Here is a 17,300-nt window from a genome sequence, read left to right on the forward strand (position 1 = left end):
CGTCTGACCTGCCCAATCAACTTACCCACATCGACAATGGAAAACACTCCCGAAACCCTCGACGACCTGTTTGCCCACAACCGGGCGTGGTCCGCCCGGATGGAGCGCGACCGCCCCGGCTTCTTCACCAGTCTGGTGAAGCAGCAGACGCCGCGCTACATGTGGATCGGCTGCTCCGACAGCCGCGTCCCCGCCAACCAGATCACCGGCCTGGAGCCCGGCGAGGTGTTCGTGCACCGCAACGTGGCGAACATCGTGGTGCATTCCGACCTCAATGCGCTGTCGGCGATCCAGTTCGCGGTCGAGCGCCTCAAGGTGCAGCACATCATGGTGGTCGGGCACTACGGCTGCTCGGGCGTGCAGGCGGCGCTCGAAGGCGCGCGCATCGGCATCGCCGACAACTGGATCCGCCACATCCAGGACGTGCGCGACCGGCACCGCGTGATGCTCAAGACCCTGCCCGAGCGTGACCGCGCCGATGCGCTGTGCGAGCTGAACGTGGCGGAGCAGGTCGTCAACGTGGCCGTGAGCACGGTCATGTGCGACGCATGGAGCCGCGACCAGAAGGTCACGATCCACGGTTGGGCGTTCGGCGTGCACGACGGACTGCTGCAGGACCTGGGGATGACCGTCGATGGCTCGAAGCCCCTCGACGCCGTGTACCGCGCGGCCGTGCAACGCATCCGCTACAAGTGGAGCAAGCCGCAGGAGGAAGGGGCGCAGTCCAGTTCGGAGCCCGTCAAGGAAACCGACTGAACATCCGAAAGCATGTTCCCCCAGCGCCTCGATTCGCCGCTTGCCTACGACATCGCCAAGGCGATGCGGGACGGCTTCAACCGGCATTACCAGTTGTTTCGTGCCGAGTCGGCCCGCGCCAAGCATCGTTTCGAGACGGCCGACTGGCATGGCCAGCAGCGCGCGCAACGCGAGCGCATCGAGTTCTATGACCTGCGGGTGAGCGAAGCAGTCGCGCGGCTGGAGAAGGAATTCAAGGCCGGGGAACAACCGATGGATGTGTGGCACCAGGTCAAGCTGCACTTCATCGGCCTGCTGGTCGACCACCACCAGCCCGAGCTGGCCGAGAGCTTCTTCAACTCGGTGACCACCAAGATACTGCACCGCGCTTACTTCCAGAACGACTTCATCTTCGTGCGGCCGGCCATCAGCACCGAGTACATCGAGCCGCGCGACAAGCCGACCTACCGCGCCTACTACCCCGAGAGCGAAACGCTGGCCGACACCATCGAACGCATGCTCGAGGACTACGCGCTGCAGGGGGGTTACACCAACCGGCGCCGCGACGCCGAGCGCGTGGCGGCGGCGATCCTGGGGCGCTTTCACCAGATCAAGCTGCGCGCCAACTTCCAGCTGCAGGTGCTGTCGAGCCTGTTCTACCGGAACAAGGGGGCCTACGTGGTCGGCAAGATCATCAACGGCTTCGTCGAGCTGCCGTTCTCGCTGCCGATCCTGCACGACGGCGACGGAAAGTTCTACATCGATGCGGTGCTGTTCGGCGAAGAAGACCTGCAGATGCTCTTCAGCTTTGCGCGCGCCTACTTCATGGTCGACATGGAGGTGCCGTCGGCCTATGTGCAGTTCCTGCGCTCGCTGATGCCCAAGAAGCCGCGCGCCGAGATCTATAACGCGCTGGGGCTGGCCAAGCAGGGGAAGACGCTCTTCTATCGCGACTTTCTCTACCACCTGAATTACTCGACCGACAAGTTCCGCATCGCGCCCGGCATCAAGGGCATGGTGATGCTGGTGTTCGACCTGCCGTCCTTTCCGTACGTGTTCAAGCTCATCAAGGACTTTTTTCCGCCGCAGAAGGACACCACGCGCGAGCAGATCAAGGGCAAGTACCTGCTCGTGAAGCAGCACGACCGCGTGGGCCGCATGGCCGACACGCTGGAATACAGCGACGTCGGCTTTCCGCTGGACCGCTTCGAGCCCGGGCTGATCGAGGAGATCAGGCAGTTCGCGCCCAGCCAGTTGGAGATCGGCGACCGCGACGGCAACGGGGAGATGGAGGTGGTGCTCAAGCACGTCTACATCGAGCGCCGCATGATCCCGCTCAACATCTACCTGCAAGAGGCATTCGACCAGATGGAGCAGCCCGAGCACGCCAAGCGCGCGAGCAAGCAACTGGAGCATGCGGTGGTCGAGTACGGCAATGCGATCAAGGACATGGTGGCGGCCAACATCTTCCCCGGCGACATGCTGTTCAAGAACTTCGGCGTCACGCGCGGCGGCAAGGTCGTGTTCTACGACTACGACGAGATCGAATACCTCACCGACTGCAATTTCCGCAAGGTGCCCACGCCGCGCAACGAGGAAGACGAGATGAGCGGCGAGGTCTGGTATTCGGTGGGACCGAAGGACGTGTTCCCCGAGACTTTCGAACCCTTCCTTCTCGGCAATCCCGCGGTGCGCGAGGCCTTCATGTCCCACCATGCGGACCTGCTCGACGCGGCCTTCTGGCAGAGCCACAAGCAACGCATCCAGGCCGGGCAGATGCTCGACGTCTTCCCTTACGACGAGGCCCAGCGATTCAAGCACGACGGCCACGTCCCCTATTTCTGACTGACAACCACTGAAGGAGCAATTTCCATGAGCGAATCGATCGTGATCGTCGGCGCCGCACGTACCCCGATGGGCGGCTTCCAGGGCGACTTTTCTTCTCTCGCTGCGCACGACCTCGGCGGCGCGGCGATCAAGGCAGCAGTCGAACGCGCGGGCATATCGGCCGACAGCGTGGGCGAGGTGCTGTTCGGCAATTGCCTGATGGCAGGCCAGGGCCAGGCGCCGGCACGCCAGGCGGCCTACAAGGGCGGCCTGCCCGACAGTGCAGGGGCAGTGACGCTCAGCAAGATGTGCGGCTCCGCCATGAAGGCGGCGATGCTGGCGCATGACATGCTGCTCGCGGGCACGCACGAGGTGATGGTCGCCGGCGGCATGGAGAGCATGACCAACGCGCCCTACCTGATGCTCAAGGGCCGCAGTGGCTACCGCATGGGCCACGACCGCATCTTCGATCACATGATGCTCGACGGCCTCGAAGACGCCTACCAGCCCGGCCGCTCGATGGGCACCTTCGGCGAGGACTGCGCCGCCAAGTACAAGTTCACCCGCGAACAGCAGGACGCCTTCGCGATCGCCAGCGTCGAACGCGCCAAGGCCGCGACGAGCTCTGGCGCCTTCAAGGCGGAGATCGCCGCGGTGACGGTCAAGGGCCGTGGTGGCGAGACGGTCATCGACATCGACGAAGGCCCGGGCAAGGTCAAGCTCGACAAGATCCCGACGCTCAAGCCGGCGTTCAAGAAGGACGGCGGCACCATCACCGCGGCATCGAGCTCGTCGATCAACGACGGCGCCGCCGCACTCGTGATGATGACCGAGAGCACCGCGAAGAAGTACGGTGCCAAGCCGATCGCGCGCCTGGTTGCTCATGCCACGCATGCGCAGCAGCCCGAGTGGTTCTCGACCGCACCGGTCGGCGCGGTCGCCAAGCTCTTCAAGAAGACGGGCTGGGGCGTGAAGGACGTCGACCTCTGGGAGGTGAACGAAGCCTTCGCCGTGGTGCCGATGGCGCTGATGCACGAGCTGTCGGTGGCGCATGACATCGTCAACGTGCACGGCGGCGCCTGCGCGCTGGGCCATCCGATCGGCGCCAGCGGTGCGCGCATCATGGTCACGCTGATCCACGCGCTGCAGCAGCGCGGCAAGAAGCGCGGCGTCGCGACGCTGTGCATCGGTGGTGGCGAAGGCACGGCGGTGGCGATCGAACTGATCTGATCTCCGCGCCCCTGATTCGAGGCTGATTCGAGGGGGCACCGCTCCCTAGAATCGAAGGCTCCTCCATTCATTCTTGAGATCCAGTCCACATGCATTCGGTCTTTCATCGCAGCGCGCTGGCCGCGCTGCTCGCTACCGCCTTCGTCGCACCCGCCGCCTGGAGCCAGACGCGCGACGAGGCCCTGTTCGCTGCCGCCACGGCCGAGAAGCCCGCTGTCGTCAAGACGCTGGAAAACCTCGTCAACATCGAGACCGGCACCGGCGATGCCGAAGGCATGGCGTCGGTCGGCAAGTACCTCGAAGATGAACTGAAGTCGCTGGGCTTCACGGTCACGCGCAGCAAGTCGGCCGGCATCGTGGTCGGCGACAACATCGTCGGCAAGCTCCAGGGCAAGGGCGGCAAGAACCTGCTGCTGCTCTCGCACATGGACACCGTGTACCTCAAAGGCATCCTCGCGAAGGCGCCGTTCCGTGTCGAAGGCGACAAGGCCTACGGCCCCGGCATCGCCGACGACAAGGGCGGCAACGCGGTCATCGTGCACGCGCTCAAGCTGCTCAAGGCGCGCGGCTTCCAGGACTTCGGCACCATCACGGTGCTGTTCAACACCGACGAGGAAAAGGGCTCCTTCGGCTCGCGCGACCTGATCCAGGAAGAGGCTGCCAAGTCCGACTACGTGCTGTCTTTCGAGCCCACCGGCGCGGGCAAGGAAGATCTCTCGCTCGGCACTTCGGGCATCGCCTATGTGCAGGTCAACATCACCGGCAAGGCCTCGCATGCTGGCGCGGCGCCCGAGCTGGGCGTGAACGCGCTGGTCGAGGCTTCGGACCTGGTGCTGCGCACCATGGGCATCGACGACAAGGCCAAGGGCTTGCGCTTCAACTGGACCATGGCCAAGGCCGGCAATGTCTCCAACATCATTCCGGCCGGCGCCATGCTCAATGCCGACGTGCGCTATGCGAAGAACGAGGACTTCGAGGCCGCGATGAAGACGCTCGAAGCCAAGGCGCAGCAGAAGAAGCTGCCCGAGTCGGATGTCAAGGTGCTAGTCACGCGCGGCCGGCCGGCCTTCAATGCGGGCGAGGGCGGCCGCAAGCTCGTCGACAAGGCCGTGGCGTACTACAAGGAAGCCGGCGGTGAACTCGCCATCGTCGAACGCACCGGCGGCGGCACCGACGCGGCCTACGCCGCGCTGGCGGGCAAGCCGGTCATCGAAAGCCTGGGCCTGCCGGGTTTCGGCTATCACAGCGACAAGGCCGAGTACGTGGATACCAGCGCGATCCCCCGCCGTCTCTACATGGCCAGCAAGCTGATCATGGACCTCGGTCAAGGAAAGGAAGGAAGTCACCATGCTGCTCAGCGCCGACCAGGAAGCGATTCGTGATGCCGTGCGCGCCTTCGCGCAAGCGGAACTCTGGCCCCATGCGCCGCGCTGGGACCGCGAGCACAGCTTTCCGAAGGAGGCCCATGCCGGCCTGGCGGCGCTCGGTGCCTACGGCATCTGCGTGCCGGAAGAGGATGGCGGCGCCGGTCTCGACTACCTGACGCTGGCGCTGGTGCTGGAAGAAATCGCGGCTGGCGACGGCGGCACCAGTACCGCGATCAGCGTGACCAACTGCCCGGTCAACGCCATCCTCATGCGCTATGGCAACGCGCAGCAAAAGAAGCAATGGCTGCAGCCGCTGGCGCAGGGCCGAATGCTAGGTGCCTTCTGCCTGACGGAGCCGCAGGCCGGCAGCGACGCATCGTCGCTGCGCACCACTGCGCGCAAGGATGGCGAAGGCTGGGTGATCGACGGCGTCAAGCAGTTCATCACCAGCGGCAAGAATGGGCAGGTCGCGATCGTGATCGCGGTCACCGACAAGGGTGCCGGCAAGCGGGGAATGAGCGCTTTCATCGTGCCGACCGATGCGCCGGGCTTCACGGTCGCACGGCTGGAGGACAAGCTGGGCCAGCATTCGAGCGACACCGCGCAGATCAACTTCGATGCCTGCCGCATTCCCGCCGAGAACCTGATCGGACAGGAAGGCGAGGGCTACAAGATCGCCCTCGGCGCGCTGGAGGGCGGGCGCATCGGCATCGCCGCCCAGAGCGTTGGCATGGCGCGCAGCGCCTTCGAGGTGGCCCTGGCCTATGCCAAGGAGCGCCAGGCCTTCGGCGGCTCGATTTTCGATCAGCAGGCAGTGGGCTTCCGGCTGGCCGAATGCGCGACGCAGCTCGAGGCGGCGCGGCAACTGATCTGGCACGCAGCGAGCCTGCGCGATGCCGGTCAGCCCTGCCTGAAGGAGGCTGCCATGGCCAAGCTCTTCGCCAGCGAGATGGCCGAGCGCGTGTGCAGCGCGGCCATCCAGACGCTAGGCGGCTATGGCTACGTCAATGACTTTCCGCTGGAGCGCATCTATCGAGATGTGCGCGTGTGCCAGATCTACGAAGGCACCTCGGACATCCAGAAGCTGTTGATCCAGCGCGCACTGGCCTGAGCCGGCAGACAAAGCGCGCATAACGGTGCAGCATGGTGGTCTCTTCGTCGGAGTCCGCACCATGCTCCCCTCATTGAATCCGCCGTGCTCGCCTCGTGCGGCGGCCCTCGTGGCTGTTTTGGCGGCCTTTGGCCTGCCGGCGGCGGCACAGCCCGCAGCACCGGATATCGCCACTCTGACCGCCAGCGAGGCAGCGCGGCAGATCTGCGCAGGCACGCTCAGCAGCGAGCAACTGGTGGCGGCCTACCTGGCGCAGGCCCGATCGAAGATGCAGCTCAACGCCTTCATCACGCTCGATGAGGCTGGCGCGTTGCGGGCAGCCCGCGCGGCCGACGCCGAGCGCAAACAGGGCGGCGCCTGCAAGCCGCTCGGCGGCGTGCCGGTGGCGGTGAAGGACAACATCCAGGTCAAGGGCCTGCCAGCGACCGCTGGAACGCCCGCGCTCAAGACCTTCGTGCCGCAGGCCGATGCGCCTGTCGTCGCCAAGCTGCGCGCGGCGGGCGCCATCGTGCTGGGCAAGACCCATATGCACGAGTTGGCCTTTGGTGTGACGGGCTACAACCCCGCCTTCCAGACCGGCCCTGAAATCGGCGTGCGCAACGCCTACGACAGCACACGCGTCGCTGGCGGTTCGTCCTCCGGCAACGGCGCGGCGCTCGGTGCGCGCATGGTGCCTGCGGCGCTCGGAACCGATACGGGCGGTTCGGTGCGCATTCCCTGCGCGTTCAACGGCTGTGCCTCGTTGCGTCCGACCGTCGGGCGTTATTCGCGGGAGGGCATCGCGCCGATCTCGCACACTCGCGACACCGCCGGGCCGATGGCGCTGTCGGTTGCCGACGTGGCGCTGCTCGATCGTGTGATCGTGGGCGGCACGCCGATCAAGCCCGCCAACCTGAAGCGCGTGCGCCTCGGCTTGGTGCCGGCCTTCTACGCCAACCTCGATGCCGACACCCGCGCCGCCACCGATGCGGCGCTCGCCAAGCTGCGTGCCGCAGGTGTGACGCTGGTGGACGTGGAGATGCCGAAGCTGATGGAACTCAACGGCGCGGTCGGCTTTCCGGTCGCCTTGTACGAGGCGCATGACGACATCGTGGCCTACCTCGCGAAATACCGCACCGGCGTCGACATCGCGCAGATCGCCGCAGCGGTCGCCAGTCCCGATGTGAAGGGCACTTTCGATGGCCTGATCATCCCGCGCAAACTGCCGGCCGCCAAAGGCGTGGTTGACGCCAAACCGGCGTACGACAACGCGATGCGAGTGGCTCGCCCGGCGCTGCAGAAGCTCTACCGCGACACCTTCACGAGGAACAGGCTCGATGCGCTGGTCTTCCCGACGGTGCCGCGTGTGGCGCTGGCCGCCACGCCGGACGCCAGTAGCGCGGAGAACTTCGTGGTGCTGATCCAGAACACCGACCCTGGCAGCAACGCCGGCATTCCGGGCTTGCAACTGCCCGTCGGGCTGGGCGCCACGAGCCGCCTGCCGGTCGGCCTGGAGTTCGACGGACCGGCCGGCAGCGATCGCCGGTTGCTGGCCCTGGGCCTGGCGGTCGAGAGCCTGCTGGGCCGTCTGCCGCCCCCCAAATAGGGGAGCGTCGGTGCCAGTCAAAGGCAGGGTTTGTGCGAGGGTCTGCACAATACGTGCTGCATTCCCCGCCCAAACCCTCCATGTCCGCATCCTCTCCCAGTTCCGCCCGTGTCCCTTGCCCCTGCGGGCGCCGTGATCGCCGGGAGCTCCCGCTGGCCTACGCCCAATGCTGCGGCCGCTATGTGGACGACTTCGAGAACACCCCGGCCACGGATGCCGAATCGCTCATGCGCTCGCGCTACACCGCCTTCGTACGCGAAAGAGCCGATTACTTGCTCGCGACCTGGCATGCATCGACCCGGCCAGCCGAAGTGAGTTTCGAACCCGGCGTGAAATGGCTCGGGCTGGACGTCCGCTCGCGGTCGGTGCTCGACGCCGACCACGCGGAGGTCGAGTTCGTGGCCCGCCAGCGTAGCAGCGCCGGGGTGGCGTCGCGCCTGCACGAGCGCAGCCGCTTCGTGCGCGAGGTCGACGGTCTTCACAATCGGTGGTACTACGTCGACGGCGATCTGCACTAACCCGGCCAAGGTGATCGGATGGCCTTCGTAAGGCCGTCGGATAAAGGTTTATTGCTACCGATTCGATAGCGATCTGCAGGACATTGTGTCCAGGATGGAGACAGACAGATTCCTTTTGGCGTATTTATCTTGCGCCTTGCCGCCCCCACACTCCCATGGTGCGCTGAGCGCCGAAGGCGCTCCGCAGAGGTTTCAACCAACCCAAAGGCGAAGGGGCCCGCATGGAGAGCACGACGACGGATCAGTTTGCGCGCTGGCTGCGGTGTGTCGCCGCGGCCCTGCCGCTCGCGTCGATGCTCCTGCTGGCGGCGAACCCCGCCGCCCACGCTGACGAACCCGCAACGCTCACGCCCTTCTCGAGCGCCCAGAGCGCGCAGGCGCCGCAGCCTTGGCGCTTCACCACCCTGCCCAACAAGGCCCCCACGCGGTTCGAGGTGGTGCAGCAGGACGGAAAGCGCGTGCTCAGGGTCGAGGCCGACCAGTCCTACGGCAACCTGGTGCATCCCACGCAGGTGCCACTGAACAGCGGCACCACGCTCGCATGGCGCTGGCGCGTCGACGAGTTCGTGCAGGACGCCGACCTGCGCACCCGTGCGGGTGACGACGGCGCGGCCAAGCTGTGCGTGTTCTTCGACTTCCCCGTCGACAGGCTGTCGGTCGGCGAACGCACCCGCCTGGCGCTCGCCCGCCGTGCAACCGGCGAAGACGTGCCCAGCGAAGCGCTGTGCTACGTGTGGGACAACAAGGAAGCGAAGGGCAGCGAGTTCATGAACGCCTTCACGCGCCGCGTGCGCATGATCGTGCTCGAGTCCGGCGCTGCAGCCAAGCCGGGCACATGGGTGGCCGAACGCCGCAACCTGCTCGCGGACTATCGCCGCGCCTTCGGTGACGAGGCCGGCAGCACCATGCCTGACGTCGTCGCCGTCGCGATCTCGGCCGATGCGGACAACACGCGTGGCCATGGCATCGCTTATTTCTCCGATCTGGATCTTCGTGGCGGACCTTCTGTGCAGGCCACCGTGAACCCGACGGAACGACCCACGCAAGGGGAATAGCCGTCTTTCGACTCCTGCAGAAAAGCTCACCGGTCCCGTGAAATCATGAATGACTTCGTCGCACTTCTCGCCAGCCAGGGTTCTGCCCTGGTGTTCGTTGCCACGCTGGCGACGCGCCTGGGCGCGCCCGTGCCGGCGGTGCCTTTCCTGATCGTCGCCGGCGGGCTCACGGTCGGAGGGCAGGTGTCCTTTCTTGCGGTGACCGTGGCTGCGGTGCTGGGCAACATCCTGGGCGACGGCGTGTGGTTCCTCGCGGGGCGGCGCTGGGGCTATCGGGTCATGCGACTGCTGTGCCGTATCTCGCTGTCGGCGGACTCCTGCGTGCGGCGCAGTGAATCGATCCTCGGCCGCTGGGGCGGCTTGTCGCTGATCGCGGCGAAGTTCGTGCCCGGCGTGTCGGTGGTCGCGCCGCCGATGGCGGGCGCGCTGGGCATGTCGAACGTGCGCTTCCTGTCCTACGAGACCGTCGCTGCGCTGATCTGGACGTTGGGCTTCCTGGTCCTCGGGCGCGTGTTCCACGCGGCCATCGAGGACGTGCTGGCGGTGCTGTCCGATATCGGGCTCGCTGCCCTGGTGATCTTCGCGCTGTTGCTCGTCGCGTTCATCCTGTGGCGCTATCGGCAACGCCGCATGGCGTTGCGCGCCGACGATATCGAACTGGTCGAAGTGCGAGTGCTGCGCGAAGCCCTGGCCGCCGGGGCCGGCCTCACGGTGATCGACGTGCGCTCCGACGAAGCGCGTGCGCTGGATGAACGCGCGATTCCCGGTGCCATCGGCATCGCACTGGCGCACCTTCCGAAGCGGCTCGGCAGTTTTTCCGATGGCCGCGAACTCATCGTGTTCTGCGATTGCCCCAACGACGAATCGGCGGTCGCCGCAGCACGAGTGTTGATGGCGGCGGGCCTGCCTCGCGTGCGCGTGCTCGCCGGTGGACTGGACGCGTGGGCCGCGGCCGAGGCTGCAGGGTCCGATGCCGAGGGGCCGCTGGCGATCACGCCGATGGCCGCCGTGCGTCCGACTTGATCCTTCGCGCGGGCCCAGCCTAGAATCAGCCCCGCTCCGGGGTGCACGCAGATGCGTGCTGAGATGGCCAAGCGGCCGAACCCGCGAACTTGATCTGGTTCATACCAGCGTAAGAAGAGCTGCGACTCCATGGTGCCGGTCCGTCCTCGACGGCCGTCACCGCCCCGGAGCGATCGCGGAGCACCCGTTGTCCCACAACCAGGAGTGCCCCGCATGAATGCCATCGACAAGTTCGCGTCCCTTCTCACGCTCACGCGCGAGCCTTTTCCCGCCTCCAGCAAGAGCACCATCGCCGGCAGCCGGCCCGACCTGCGCGTGCCGGTGCGAGAGGTGTCGCTCACCAATGGCGAGCGCGTGTCGCTCTATGACACCTCCGGGCCGTACACCGATCCCGCTGCCGACATCGGCGTGCGGCGCGGCCTGCCAGGCGTGCGCGATGCATGGATTGCCGAGCGCGGCGACACCGAAAGCTACGAAGGCCGCCTGCACCTCGCGCTCGATGACGGCGCGACGCATGCCGACCGCGATGCGCAGCGCATCGCCGAACTGCGCGCCGGTGCGGCCGCCCTTCAGCGCACGCCACGCCGCGCCAAGTCAGGCGTCAATGTGACGCAGATGCACTACGCGCGCCGCGGCATCGTGACGCCAGAGATGGAATACGTCGCCTTGCGCGAGAACGGCCGCCGCGAATGGATGGCCGAATACCTCGCCGACGAAGCGCGCGAGAAGCGCCTGGCCGGCAATCCGATGGGCGCGCGCATCCCTAAGATCATCACGCCCGAGTTCGTGCGAGACGAAGTGGCGCGCGGCCGCGCCATCATCCCCGCCAACATCAACCACCCCGAAGTCGAGCCGATGGCGATCGGCCGCAACTTCAAGGTCAAGATCAACGCCAACATCGGCAACTCGGCCGTCACCTCCAGCATCGAGGAAGAGGTCGAGAAGCTCGTGTGGGCCATCCGTTGGGGCGCCGACAACGTGATGGACCTTTCCACCGGCCGCAACATCCACACCACGCGTGACTGGATCGTGCGCAACAGCCCGGTGCCGATCGGCACGGTGCCCATCTACCAAGCGCTCGAAAAGGTAGGCGGCGTGGCCGAAGACCTCACGTGGGAGATCTACCGCGACACGCTGATCGAGCAGGCCGAGCAGGGCGTCGACTACTTCACCATCCATGCCGGGTTGCGCCTGCCCTTCATCCACCTCACGGCGGACCGCCGCACCGGCATCGTCTCGCGCGGCGGTTCGATCATGGCCAAGTGGTGCATCTCGCACCACAAGGAGAGCTTCCTCTACACGCACTTCGAGGACATCTGCGACATCATGAAGGCCTATGACGTGAGCTTCTCGCTCGGCGACGGCCTGCGCCCCGGCTGCGCGTCGGACGCCAATGACGAGGCCCAGTTCGCCGAACTGCGCACGCTCGGCGAACTCACGCAGATCGCGTGGAAGCACGACGTGCAGACCATGATCGAAGGTCCGGGCCACGTGCCGATGCACCTGATCCAGGCCAACATGGACGAGCAGCTGAAGCACTGCCACGAGGCGCCGTTCTACACGCTCGGCCCGCTGACCATCGACATCGCGCCGGGCTACGACCACATCGCCAGCGCCATCGGCGCCGCGATGATCGGCTGGGCCGGCACCGCGATGCTGTGCTACGTCACGCCCAAGGAGCACCTGGGCCTGCCGGACCGCGACGATGTGAAGCAGGGGATCATCGCGTACAAGATCGCGGCGCATGCGGCCGACGTCGCCAAAGGGCACCCCGGTGCGCGGGCGCGCGACGATGCGCTCTCCAAGGCGCGCTTCGAGTTCCGCTGGCAGGACCAGTTCAACCTCGGCCTCGACCCCGACACCGCGCGCGAATTCCACGACGAGACCCTGCCCAAGGACAGCAGCAAGGTCGCGCACTTCTGCTCCATGTGCGGGCCGAAGTTCTGCTCGATGAAGATCACGCAGGAAGTGCGCGAGTACGCGGCACAGCGTGGCATCGACGAGACCGTGGCGGTCGAGAACGGCATGGCGGGCAAGTCGGCGGAGTTCAAGGCTGCGGGTGGGGAGATGTACATCCCGATCCAGAACGTCACGGAATGACTGCACGGGGGGTTCATTGATAGGATGAGCCCCCATGAATTCCATTCCCTTCGACGCCGTCCTCTTCGACTGCGACGGCGTCCTGGTCGACTCCGAACCCATCACCAACCGCGTACTGGCCGAGATGCTCGGCGAACTGGGCTGGAAGCTCAGCGTCGAAGAGTCCATGCGGCTCTTCGTTGGCAAGGCAGTGAAGGACGAGGTCGCGCTGATCGAATCGAAGACCGGCTTCGCGATCACCGATGACTGGCTGAACGGTTTTCGCGGTCGCCGCAACGAGGCGCTGGAGCGCGACCTGCTCGCCATCCCCAACGCGGTGCAAGCCGTTCGGACAGTGCACGCCGCGCTCGGCGGGCGTATCGCCTGCGCATCGGGCGCGGACCGGCACAAGGTCGAATTGCAGCTCGACAAGATCGGCTTGCTCGACTGCTTCGCCGGCCGCATCTTCAGCGGCCACGAAACCCCCCGCTCCAAGCCTGCGCCCGATGTCTACCTGGCCGCAGCAGCGGCGCTGGGCGTCGATCCTGCGCGCTGCGCGGTGGTCGAGGACACCGTCACCGGCGCCACGGCAGGGGCCGCCGCGGGGGCGACCGTCTTCGGCTACAGCCCCACCGACCTGGGCCACAGCGGGCCTGACGCGCTGCGCGCTGTCGGCGTGGTCCAGGTGTTCACCGACATGGCGCAGCTGCCGGCACTGCTGGCCGACTGGCGTCCCGTGCTCGTCTGAGACCGCCGAGATGGGAGGCCTGCGCTTTATCTGTGGCCTCCTTATCGCGGGTTGCTTCGGGGGCTGCTCGTCGCTGCGGCCCTGGCTCAACGAACCGCTGCCCGAGAACCCGCCGCCGCGTCTGGTAGTGGCTGCCAGCTCGGGCCGCGACCCGACCATCCTGGTGGCCGTCACCCTGTCCGGCGGCGGCGCGCGTGCCGCCGCATTCGGCTATGGCGTGCTGACTGAACTCCACCGCACCCAATTCCAATGGAATGGCCGCACCACCGACCTCCTCGATGCCACGGACGTCATCAGCGGCGTCTCGGGCGGCAGCATCCTCGCGGCTTACTACGCGTCATTCGGCGCCGAGAAGCTGCCCGACTTTGAACGCGACTTCCTTCGCCAGAACTTCCAGAACAGCCTCATCCTGCAGGCGTTGCGGCCCACCAGCCTGTGGGACCTCAGCTCGCCCTGGTACGGCCGCTCCCACCTGCTCGCGCGCCGGCTCGACGAGATCTACGAGGGCAAGACCTACGCCGACATCGAGAGCCACCCAAGGCATCCCCAACTCGTGATCGCCGCGACCGACATGTCGCTGGGCACGCCCTTCGAGTTCACACAGGACCAGTTCGAGCTGATCTGCTCGGACTTGCAGACCGTGCCACTCTCCTTCGCAGTCGCGGCATCGTCGGCGGTGCCCATTCTGCTGAGCCCGATGACGCTGAAGAACTACGCCCAGGAGTGCCGCGACCGCGGCATCGTGCCGCGGCTGGCCGTGCGCGGCCAGGGCAACTACCGCGCACGCATGTTCCGCATGCAGGCGAACAGCTACCTCGATGCACAGGCTCGCCCCTTCATCCATCTCGTGGACGGCGGCGTCGCGGACAACCTCGCCGTGCGCAGGCTGCTCGATCGCGCATTGCTCGGTGGGGGACTGCGCGAGAGCTTCGATGAGGTCGGCATTCCGCGCGGTAGCGTCCGCAAGCTGGTCCTGATCAGCGTCAACTCGGCGCGCGACCCGTCGAACAACGTCGATACCAGCGACAGGTTGCCGCGCGCCAGGGCCGTGGCTGACACCCTGCTGTTCGGCGCCGGTGCGCGTGCGGTCCTGGAAACACAGGAGTTCCTGCTCGACACCGCGCGCCAGTGGCGGGAGGACTTGAAGTCACGCAGCAGGGATGGTTCCGATGCGTTTGCGCCCGACGCGGAGATTCACGTGGTGCAGGTCAACCTGCGCGACGCCGCCGACGGTGAACTGCGGCACCGACTGCTTCAGGTGCCGACGGCGTTCTCGATCACCGACGAGGAAGTCACCCGACTGATCGACGCGGGGCGCAGCGCGCTGCAGCGCTCGCCCGAGTTCCAGGCGCTGCGCAATTCATTGAACGTCCAGGGGGACTGAGCTCAGTTGCTGGCGCGAACGGCCGCCTTGGCCATGGCGGTGATCGATTGGGTCATTGCCTTGGCGCGGCCCGACCACATCCGGGAAACGAGCTCGTCGGCGTTCTCGCTCACGGACGGATGGCTGCGGACGCGTCCCGAGGTGGCGATGAAGTCCATCAGGGCTGCGAATTCGGAGCTGTCGGTGTCGGGAACTTGCTGCATCCGTCGATGCTAGATCGCCGGATGCACCGTTCCGGGGGGCCGCAGCGCGCCGTCCGCACCGTGGGCGTGCTTATTTCACGGATCGGCGGCCGAGACTGTAACTGGCTGCGCACCGCGTCGGAAGGCGCCCGGCGTCACGCCGGCCCAATTGCGGAAGGCGCGGGAAAAGCTCTTCTCGTTGCGGAACCCCACGGCGAGCGCGACCTGCTTGATCGGCCGATCGGTGCGGCGCAGTTGGTCCGTGGCCAGTTCGTGCCGCACTTCATCCTTCAGCGACTGCAGCGAGATGCCTTCCTCCAGCAACTGGCGGTGCAGCGTGCGGGTGGAGAGATTCAGCAGCGTGGCGAGCGCGTCCGCCGTGGCGACTTCGCCCCCGCGCGTCCGCAGCAGCTCCCGCACGCGCTGCCCCAGCAGCCGATCGCGGCGGTACTGGAGCACCGTGAGCGGCAGGGCGCGTCGCAGCATCGTCCGCAGCGCGCGCTCGTCGCGCTGGAGCGGCAGGGCCAGGTAGCGTTCGTCGAAGCTGTAGCCGGCCTGGGCCGCGCCGAAATGCAGTTCGCCGCCGAACATCAACGGATAGGCGTCGCGGTGCGCCGGCGCCTCGAAGGGAAACGAGGCCGCGCTCAATGAAACCCGCGAATCGATCGCCCAGCACGCGTAGCCGTGAAGAAAGCGCAGGCTCGAGACCAGGCAGAACTCCCTGAAGTCGCCGAGCGCGCGATGCTCGGTGACGGACACGGTGGCGACGCCGCCAGCTACCGCCAGATCGAGCGTGATGTCTTCCGTCAACAGCCGGTGATGCCTGCACCAGCGCTTGATCGCCACGCCCAGGTTCGGGGAACCCAGTGAGGCGCGGCACAGCATGCCGTAGGTGCCCCAGGGGAGTCGGCGCGCGAACCAGCCGAGCGCCTCGTCGTCGAGTTGCTGCATCGCAAAGCCCGACAGCGCCTCGAACTGCGCAGCGGTGACGCGGGCCTGCGGATTTTCGAGATCATGCGGCGCGATCTGTGCCTCCGCCAGCGCCTGCACGGGGTCGACGCCGTAGCGCTCGTAGCCCTGGACGATGGCGCGCACAAAGGCGATTGGCGTCGCGGCGCGGCTGCTGTTCCGTAGCGGAGACGAAGACATGGCGGGTGCAAGAGTGTGGCGCGATCTGCAACCATTGTGGCGCCAATTGCAACGGCACTGGGCGTAAGCTGCGCCTTTCCGTGCGCGAATTCCGGCGCGCGGCCGACCCGACAGAGGAGACAACCCAATGCACGATCCCGGCCTGAACTTCGACCTGGGCGACACCATCGACTCGCTGCGCGACGCGATCCAGACTTTCGCCGCCGACGAGATTGCACCGCGCGCAGCGGACATCGACCGCGACAACCTGTTCCCGGCCGACCTCTGGAAGAAGCTCGGCGAACTCGGCCTCCACGGCATGACGGTGAAAGAGGAATACGGCGGCACCGAACTCGGCTACCTCGCGCACATCGTGGCGATGGAGGAAGTCTCGCGCGCGTCGGCCTCGGTCGGCCTGTCGTACGGCGCGCATTCCAACCTCTGTGTCAACCAGATCCACCGCAACGGCAGCGAGTCGCAGAAGAAAAAATACCTGCCCAAGCTGGTCAGTGGCGAACACGTGGGCGCGCTGGCCATGAGCGAGCCCAATGCCGGCTCCGACGTCGTCAGCATGAAGCTGCGCGCCGAGAAGAAGGGCGACCGTTATGTGCTCAACGGCGGCAAGATGTGGATCACCAACGGCGGAGACGCCGACACGCTGGTGATCTACGCCAAGACCGAGCCCGAGATGGGCGCGCGCGGCATGACGGCCTTCATCGTCGAGAAAGGCTTCAAGGGCTTCTCGGCCGGCACCAAGCTCGACAAGCTGGGCATGCGCGGCTCCAACACCTTTCCGCTCTACTTCGACAACTGCGAAGTGCCCGAAGAGAACGTGCTGGGCGGCGAAGGCATGGGTGCCAAGGTGCTCATGAGTGGCCTCGACTTCGAGCGCGCCGTGCTCTCCGGCGGCCCGCTGGGCATCATGGCCGCGTGCATGGATGCGGTGCTGCCCTTCGTCCACGAGCGCCAGCAGTTCGGCCAGAGCATCGGCGAGTTCCAGCTGATGCAGGGCAAGCTGGCCGACATGTATTCGACCTGGCAGGCGACACGCGCCTACGTCTATGCGGTCGGCAAGGCCTGCGACCGCAGCGACCATGCGCGCACCTTCCGCAAGGACGCGGCGGGCGCGATCCTCTATTCGGCCGAGAAGGCCACGTGGATGGCCGGCGAGGCGATCCAGGCGCTGGGCGGCGTGGGGTACACCAGGGACTTCCCGGTCGAACGGCTCTGGCGCGATGCCAAGCTGTATGAAATCGGCGCCGGCACGAGCGAGATCCGCCGCATGCTCATCGGACGCGAATTGTTCGCCGAGACAGCCTGAAGGAGTC

At 66.5% G+C, this 17,300-nt stretch carries 15 protein-coding genes and 1 riboswitch; of the genes, 13 read left to right on the plus strand and 2 right to left on the minus strand.

What is annotated here, in order from left to right:
• Positions 1-36: 36 nt before the first annotated feature.
• From can to QTI24_RS12880, 12 genes are all read left to right on the plus strand, one after another.
• Entirely contained in the window at positions 37-756 is a 720-nt protein-coding gene (gene can, locus QTI24_RS12825; protein ID WP_286600874.1) for a carbonate dehydratase, read from the plus strand.
• Positions 757-768: 12 nt separating this feature from the next.
• Positions 769-2,580 carry a bifunctional isocitrate dehydrogenase kinase/phosphatase gene (gene aceK, locus QTI24_RS12830; RefSeq protein WP_286600875.1) on the plus strand — a complete coding sequence of 604 codons (1,812 nt, stop codon included), beginning with the start codon at positions 769-771 and terminating at the stop codon, positions 2,578-2,580.
• Between the two features lie 27 nt (positions 2,581-2,607).
• Complete coding sequence (locus QTI24_RS12835) at positions 2,608-3,792, plus strand: acetyl-CoA C-acyltransferase (RefSeq protein ID WP_286600877.1); 1,185 nt, start codon at positions 2,608-2,610, stop codon at positions 3,790-3,792.
• An 89-nt stretch (positions 3,793-3,881) separates the two neighbouring features.
• The gene (locus QTI24_RS12840) at positions 3,882-5,174 is read left to right on the plus strand and encodes a glutamate carboxypeptidase (protein ID WP_286600878.1); all 1,293 of its coding nucleotides are present in this window, start codon (positions 3,882-3,884) and stop codon (positions 5,172-5,174) included.
• On the plus strand, positions 5,140-6,270 hold the full coding sequence (locus QTI24_RS12845) for an acyl-CoA dehydrogenase family protein (protein WP_286600880.1): 1,131 nt from the start codon (positions 5,140-5,142) through the stop codon (positions 6,268-6,270). Before QTI24_RS12840 ends, QTI24_RS12845 begins: the two co-directional genes overlap by 35 nt.
• Before the next feature lie 61 nt (positions 6,271-6,331).
• Entirely contained in the window at positions 6,332-7,855 is a 1,524-nt protein-coding gene (iaaH, locus tag QTI24_RS12850; protein WP_286600881.1) for an indoleacetamide hydrolase, read from the plus strand.
• An 80-nt stretch (positions 7,856-7,935) separates the two neighbouring features.
• Positions 7,936-8,373 (plus strand): YchJ family protein, encoded by a 438-nt coding sequence (locus QTI24_RS12855; protein ID WP_286600884.1) that lies wholly within the window; start codon positions 7,936-7,938, stop codon positions 8,371-8,373.
• Between the two features lie 221 nt (positions 8,374-8,594).
• Positions 8,595-9,428, plus strand: a complete 834-nt coding sequence (locus tag QTI24_RS12860) for a DUF3047 domain-containing protein (RefSeq protein WP_286600885.1) — start codon at positions 8,595-8,597, stop codon at positions 9,426-9,428.
• A 45-nt stretch (positions 9,429-9,473) separates the two neighbouring features.
• Positions 9,474-10,451 carry a VTT domain-containing protein gene (locus QTI24_RS12865; RefSeq protein WP_286600887.1) on the plus strand — a complete coding sequence of 326 codons (978 nt, stop codon included), beginning with the start codon at positions 9,474-9,476 and terminating at the stop codon, positions 10,449-10,451.
• A 27-nt stretch (positions 10,452-10,478) separates the two neighbouring features.
• Positions 10,479-10,584: riboswitch (TPP riboswitch) on the plus strand.
• Positions 10,585-10,664: 80 nt separating this feature from the next.
• On the plus strand, positions 10,665-12,551 hold the full coding sequence (gene thiC / locus QTI24_RS12870; protein WP_286600889.1) for a phosphomethylpyrimidine synthase ThiC: 1,887 nt from the start codon (positions 10,665-10,667) through the stop codon (positions 12,549-12,551).
• Between the two features lie 34 nt (positions 12,552-12,585).
• The gene (locus tag QTI24_RS12875) at positions 12,586-13,278 is read left to right on the plus strand and encodes an HAD family hydrolase (protein WP_286600890.1); all 693 of its coding nucleotides are present in this window, start codon (positions 12,586-12,588) and stop codon (positions 13,276-13,278) included.
• A gap of 10 nt (positions 13,279-13,288) precedes the next feature.
• Positions 13,289-14,662 carry a patatin-like phospholipase family protein gene (locus tag QTI24_RS12880; protein WP_286600891.1) on the plus strand — a complete coding sequence of 458 codons (1,374 nt, stop codon included), beginning with the start codon at positions 13,289-13,291 and terminating at the stop codon, positions 14,660-14,662.
• 2 nt (positions 14,663-14,664) lie between these two features.
• On the opposite strand, the gene QTI24_RS12885 is transcribed toward QTI24_RS12880, so the two are convergent.
• The gene (locus QTI24_RS12885) at positions 14,665-14,865 is read right to left on the minus strand and encodes a hypothetical protein (protein ID WP_286600892.1); all 201 of its coding nucleotides are present in this window, start codon (positions 14,863-14,865) and stop codon (positions 14,665-14,667) included.
• Between the two features lie 75 nt (positions 14,866-14,940).
• Positions 14,941-15,993: an AraC family transcriptional regulator gene (locus tag QTI24_RS12890; protein WP_286600893.1), complete on the minus strand. Its 1,053-nt coding sequence runs from the start codon at positions 15,991-15,993 to the stop codon at positions 14,941-14,943.
• Positions 15,994-16,120: 127 nt separating this feature from the next.
• Between QTI24_RS12890 and QTI24_RS12895 the strand changes: the two genes are divergently transcribed.
• Entirely contained in the window at positions 16,121-17,293 is a 1,173-nt protein-coding gene (locus tag QTI24_RS12895; protein ID WP_286600894.1) for an isovaleryl-CoA dehydrogenase, read from the plus strand.
• Positions 17,294-17,300: the final 7 nt, after the last annotated feature.

The organism is Variovorax sp. J22P240 (assembly GCF_030316855.1).
Lineage (GTDB): Bacteria > Pseudomonadota > Gammaproteobacteria > Burkholderiales > Burkholderiaceae_C > Variovorax.

Excerpts from the sequence above, each read along its gene's own strand:
- QTI24_RS12875 (WP_286600890.1), top strand. The coding sequence starts at position 12,586 with ATGAATTCCATTCCCTTCGACGCCGTCCTCTTCGACTGCGACGGCGTC.
- QTI24_RS12890 (WP_286600893.1), bottom strand. The coding sequence starts at position 15,993 with ATGTCTTCGTCTCCGCTACGGAACAGCAGCCGCGCCGCGACGCCAATC.
- QTI24_RS12895 (WP_286600894.1), top strand. The coding sequence starts at position 16,121 with ATGCACGATCCCGGCCTGAACTTCGACCTGGGCGACACCATCGACTCG.
- QTI24_RS12845 (WP_286600880.1), top strand. The coding sequence starts at position 5,140 with ATGCTGCTCAGCGCCGACCAGGAAGCGATTCGTGATGCCGTGCGCGCC.
- iaaH (WP_286600881.1), top strand. The coding sequence starts at position 6,332 with ATGCTCCCCTCATTGAATCCGCCGTGCTCGCCTCGTGCGGCGGCCCTC.
- QTI24_RS12835 (WP_286600877.1), top strand. The coding sequence starts at position 2,608 with ATGAGCGAATCGATCGTGATCGTCGGCGCCGCACGTACCCCGATGGGC.
- QTI24_RS12860 (WP_286600885.1), top strand. The coding sequence starts at position 8,595 with ATGGAGAGCACGACGACGGATCAGTTTGCGCGCTGGCTGCGGTGTGTC.
- can (WP_286600874.1), top strand. The coding sequence starts at position 37 with ATGGAAAACACTCCCGAAACCCTCGACGACCTGTTTGCCCACAACCGG.
- QTI24_RS12840 (WP_286600878.1), top strand. The coding sequence starts at position 3,882 with ATGCATTCGGTCTTTCATCGCAGCGCGCTGGCCGCGCTGCTCGCTACC.
- QTI24_RS12855 (WP_286600884.1), top strand. The coding sequence starts at position 7,936 with ATGTCCGCATCCTCTCCCAGTTCCGCCCGTGTCCCTTGCCCCTGCGGG.
- aceK (WP_286600875.1), top strand. The coding sequence starts at position 769 with ATGTTCCCCCAGCGCCTCGATTCGCCGCTTGCCTACGACATCGCCAAG.
- QTI24_RS12880 (WP_286600891.1), top strand. The coding sequence starts at position 13,289 with ATGGGAGGCCTGCGCTTTATCTGTGGCCTCCTTATCGCGGGTTGCTTC.
- QTI24_RS12885 (WP_286600892.1), bottom strand. The coding sequence starts at position 14,865 with ATGCAGCAAGTTCCCGACACCGACAGCTCCGAATTCGCAGCCCTGATG.
- thiC (WP_286600889.1), top strand. The coding sequence starts at position 10,665 with ATGAATGCCATCGACAAGTTCGCGTCCCTTCTCACGCTCACGCGCGAG.
- QTI24_RS12865 (WP_286600887.1), top strand. The coding sequence starts at position 9,474 with ATGAATGACTTCGTCGCACTTCTCGCCAGCCAGGGTTCTGCCCTGGTG.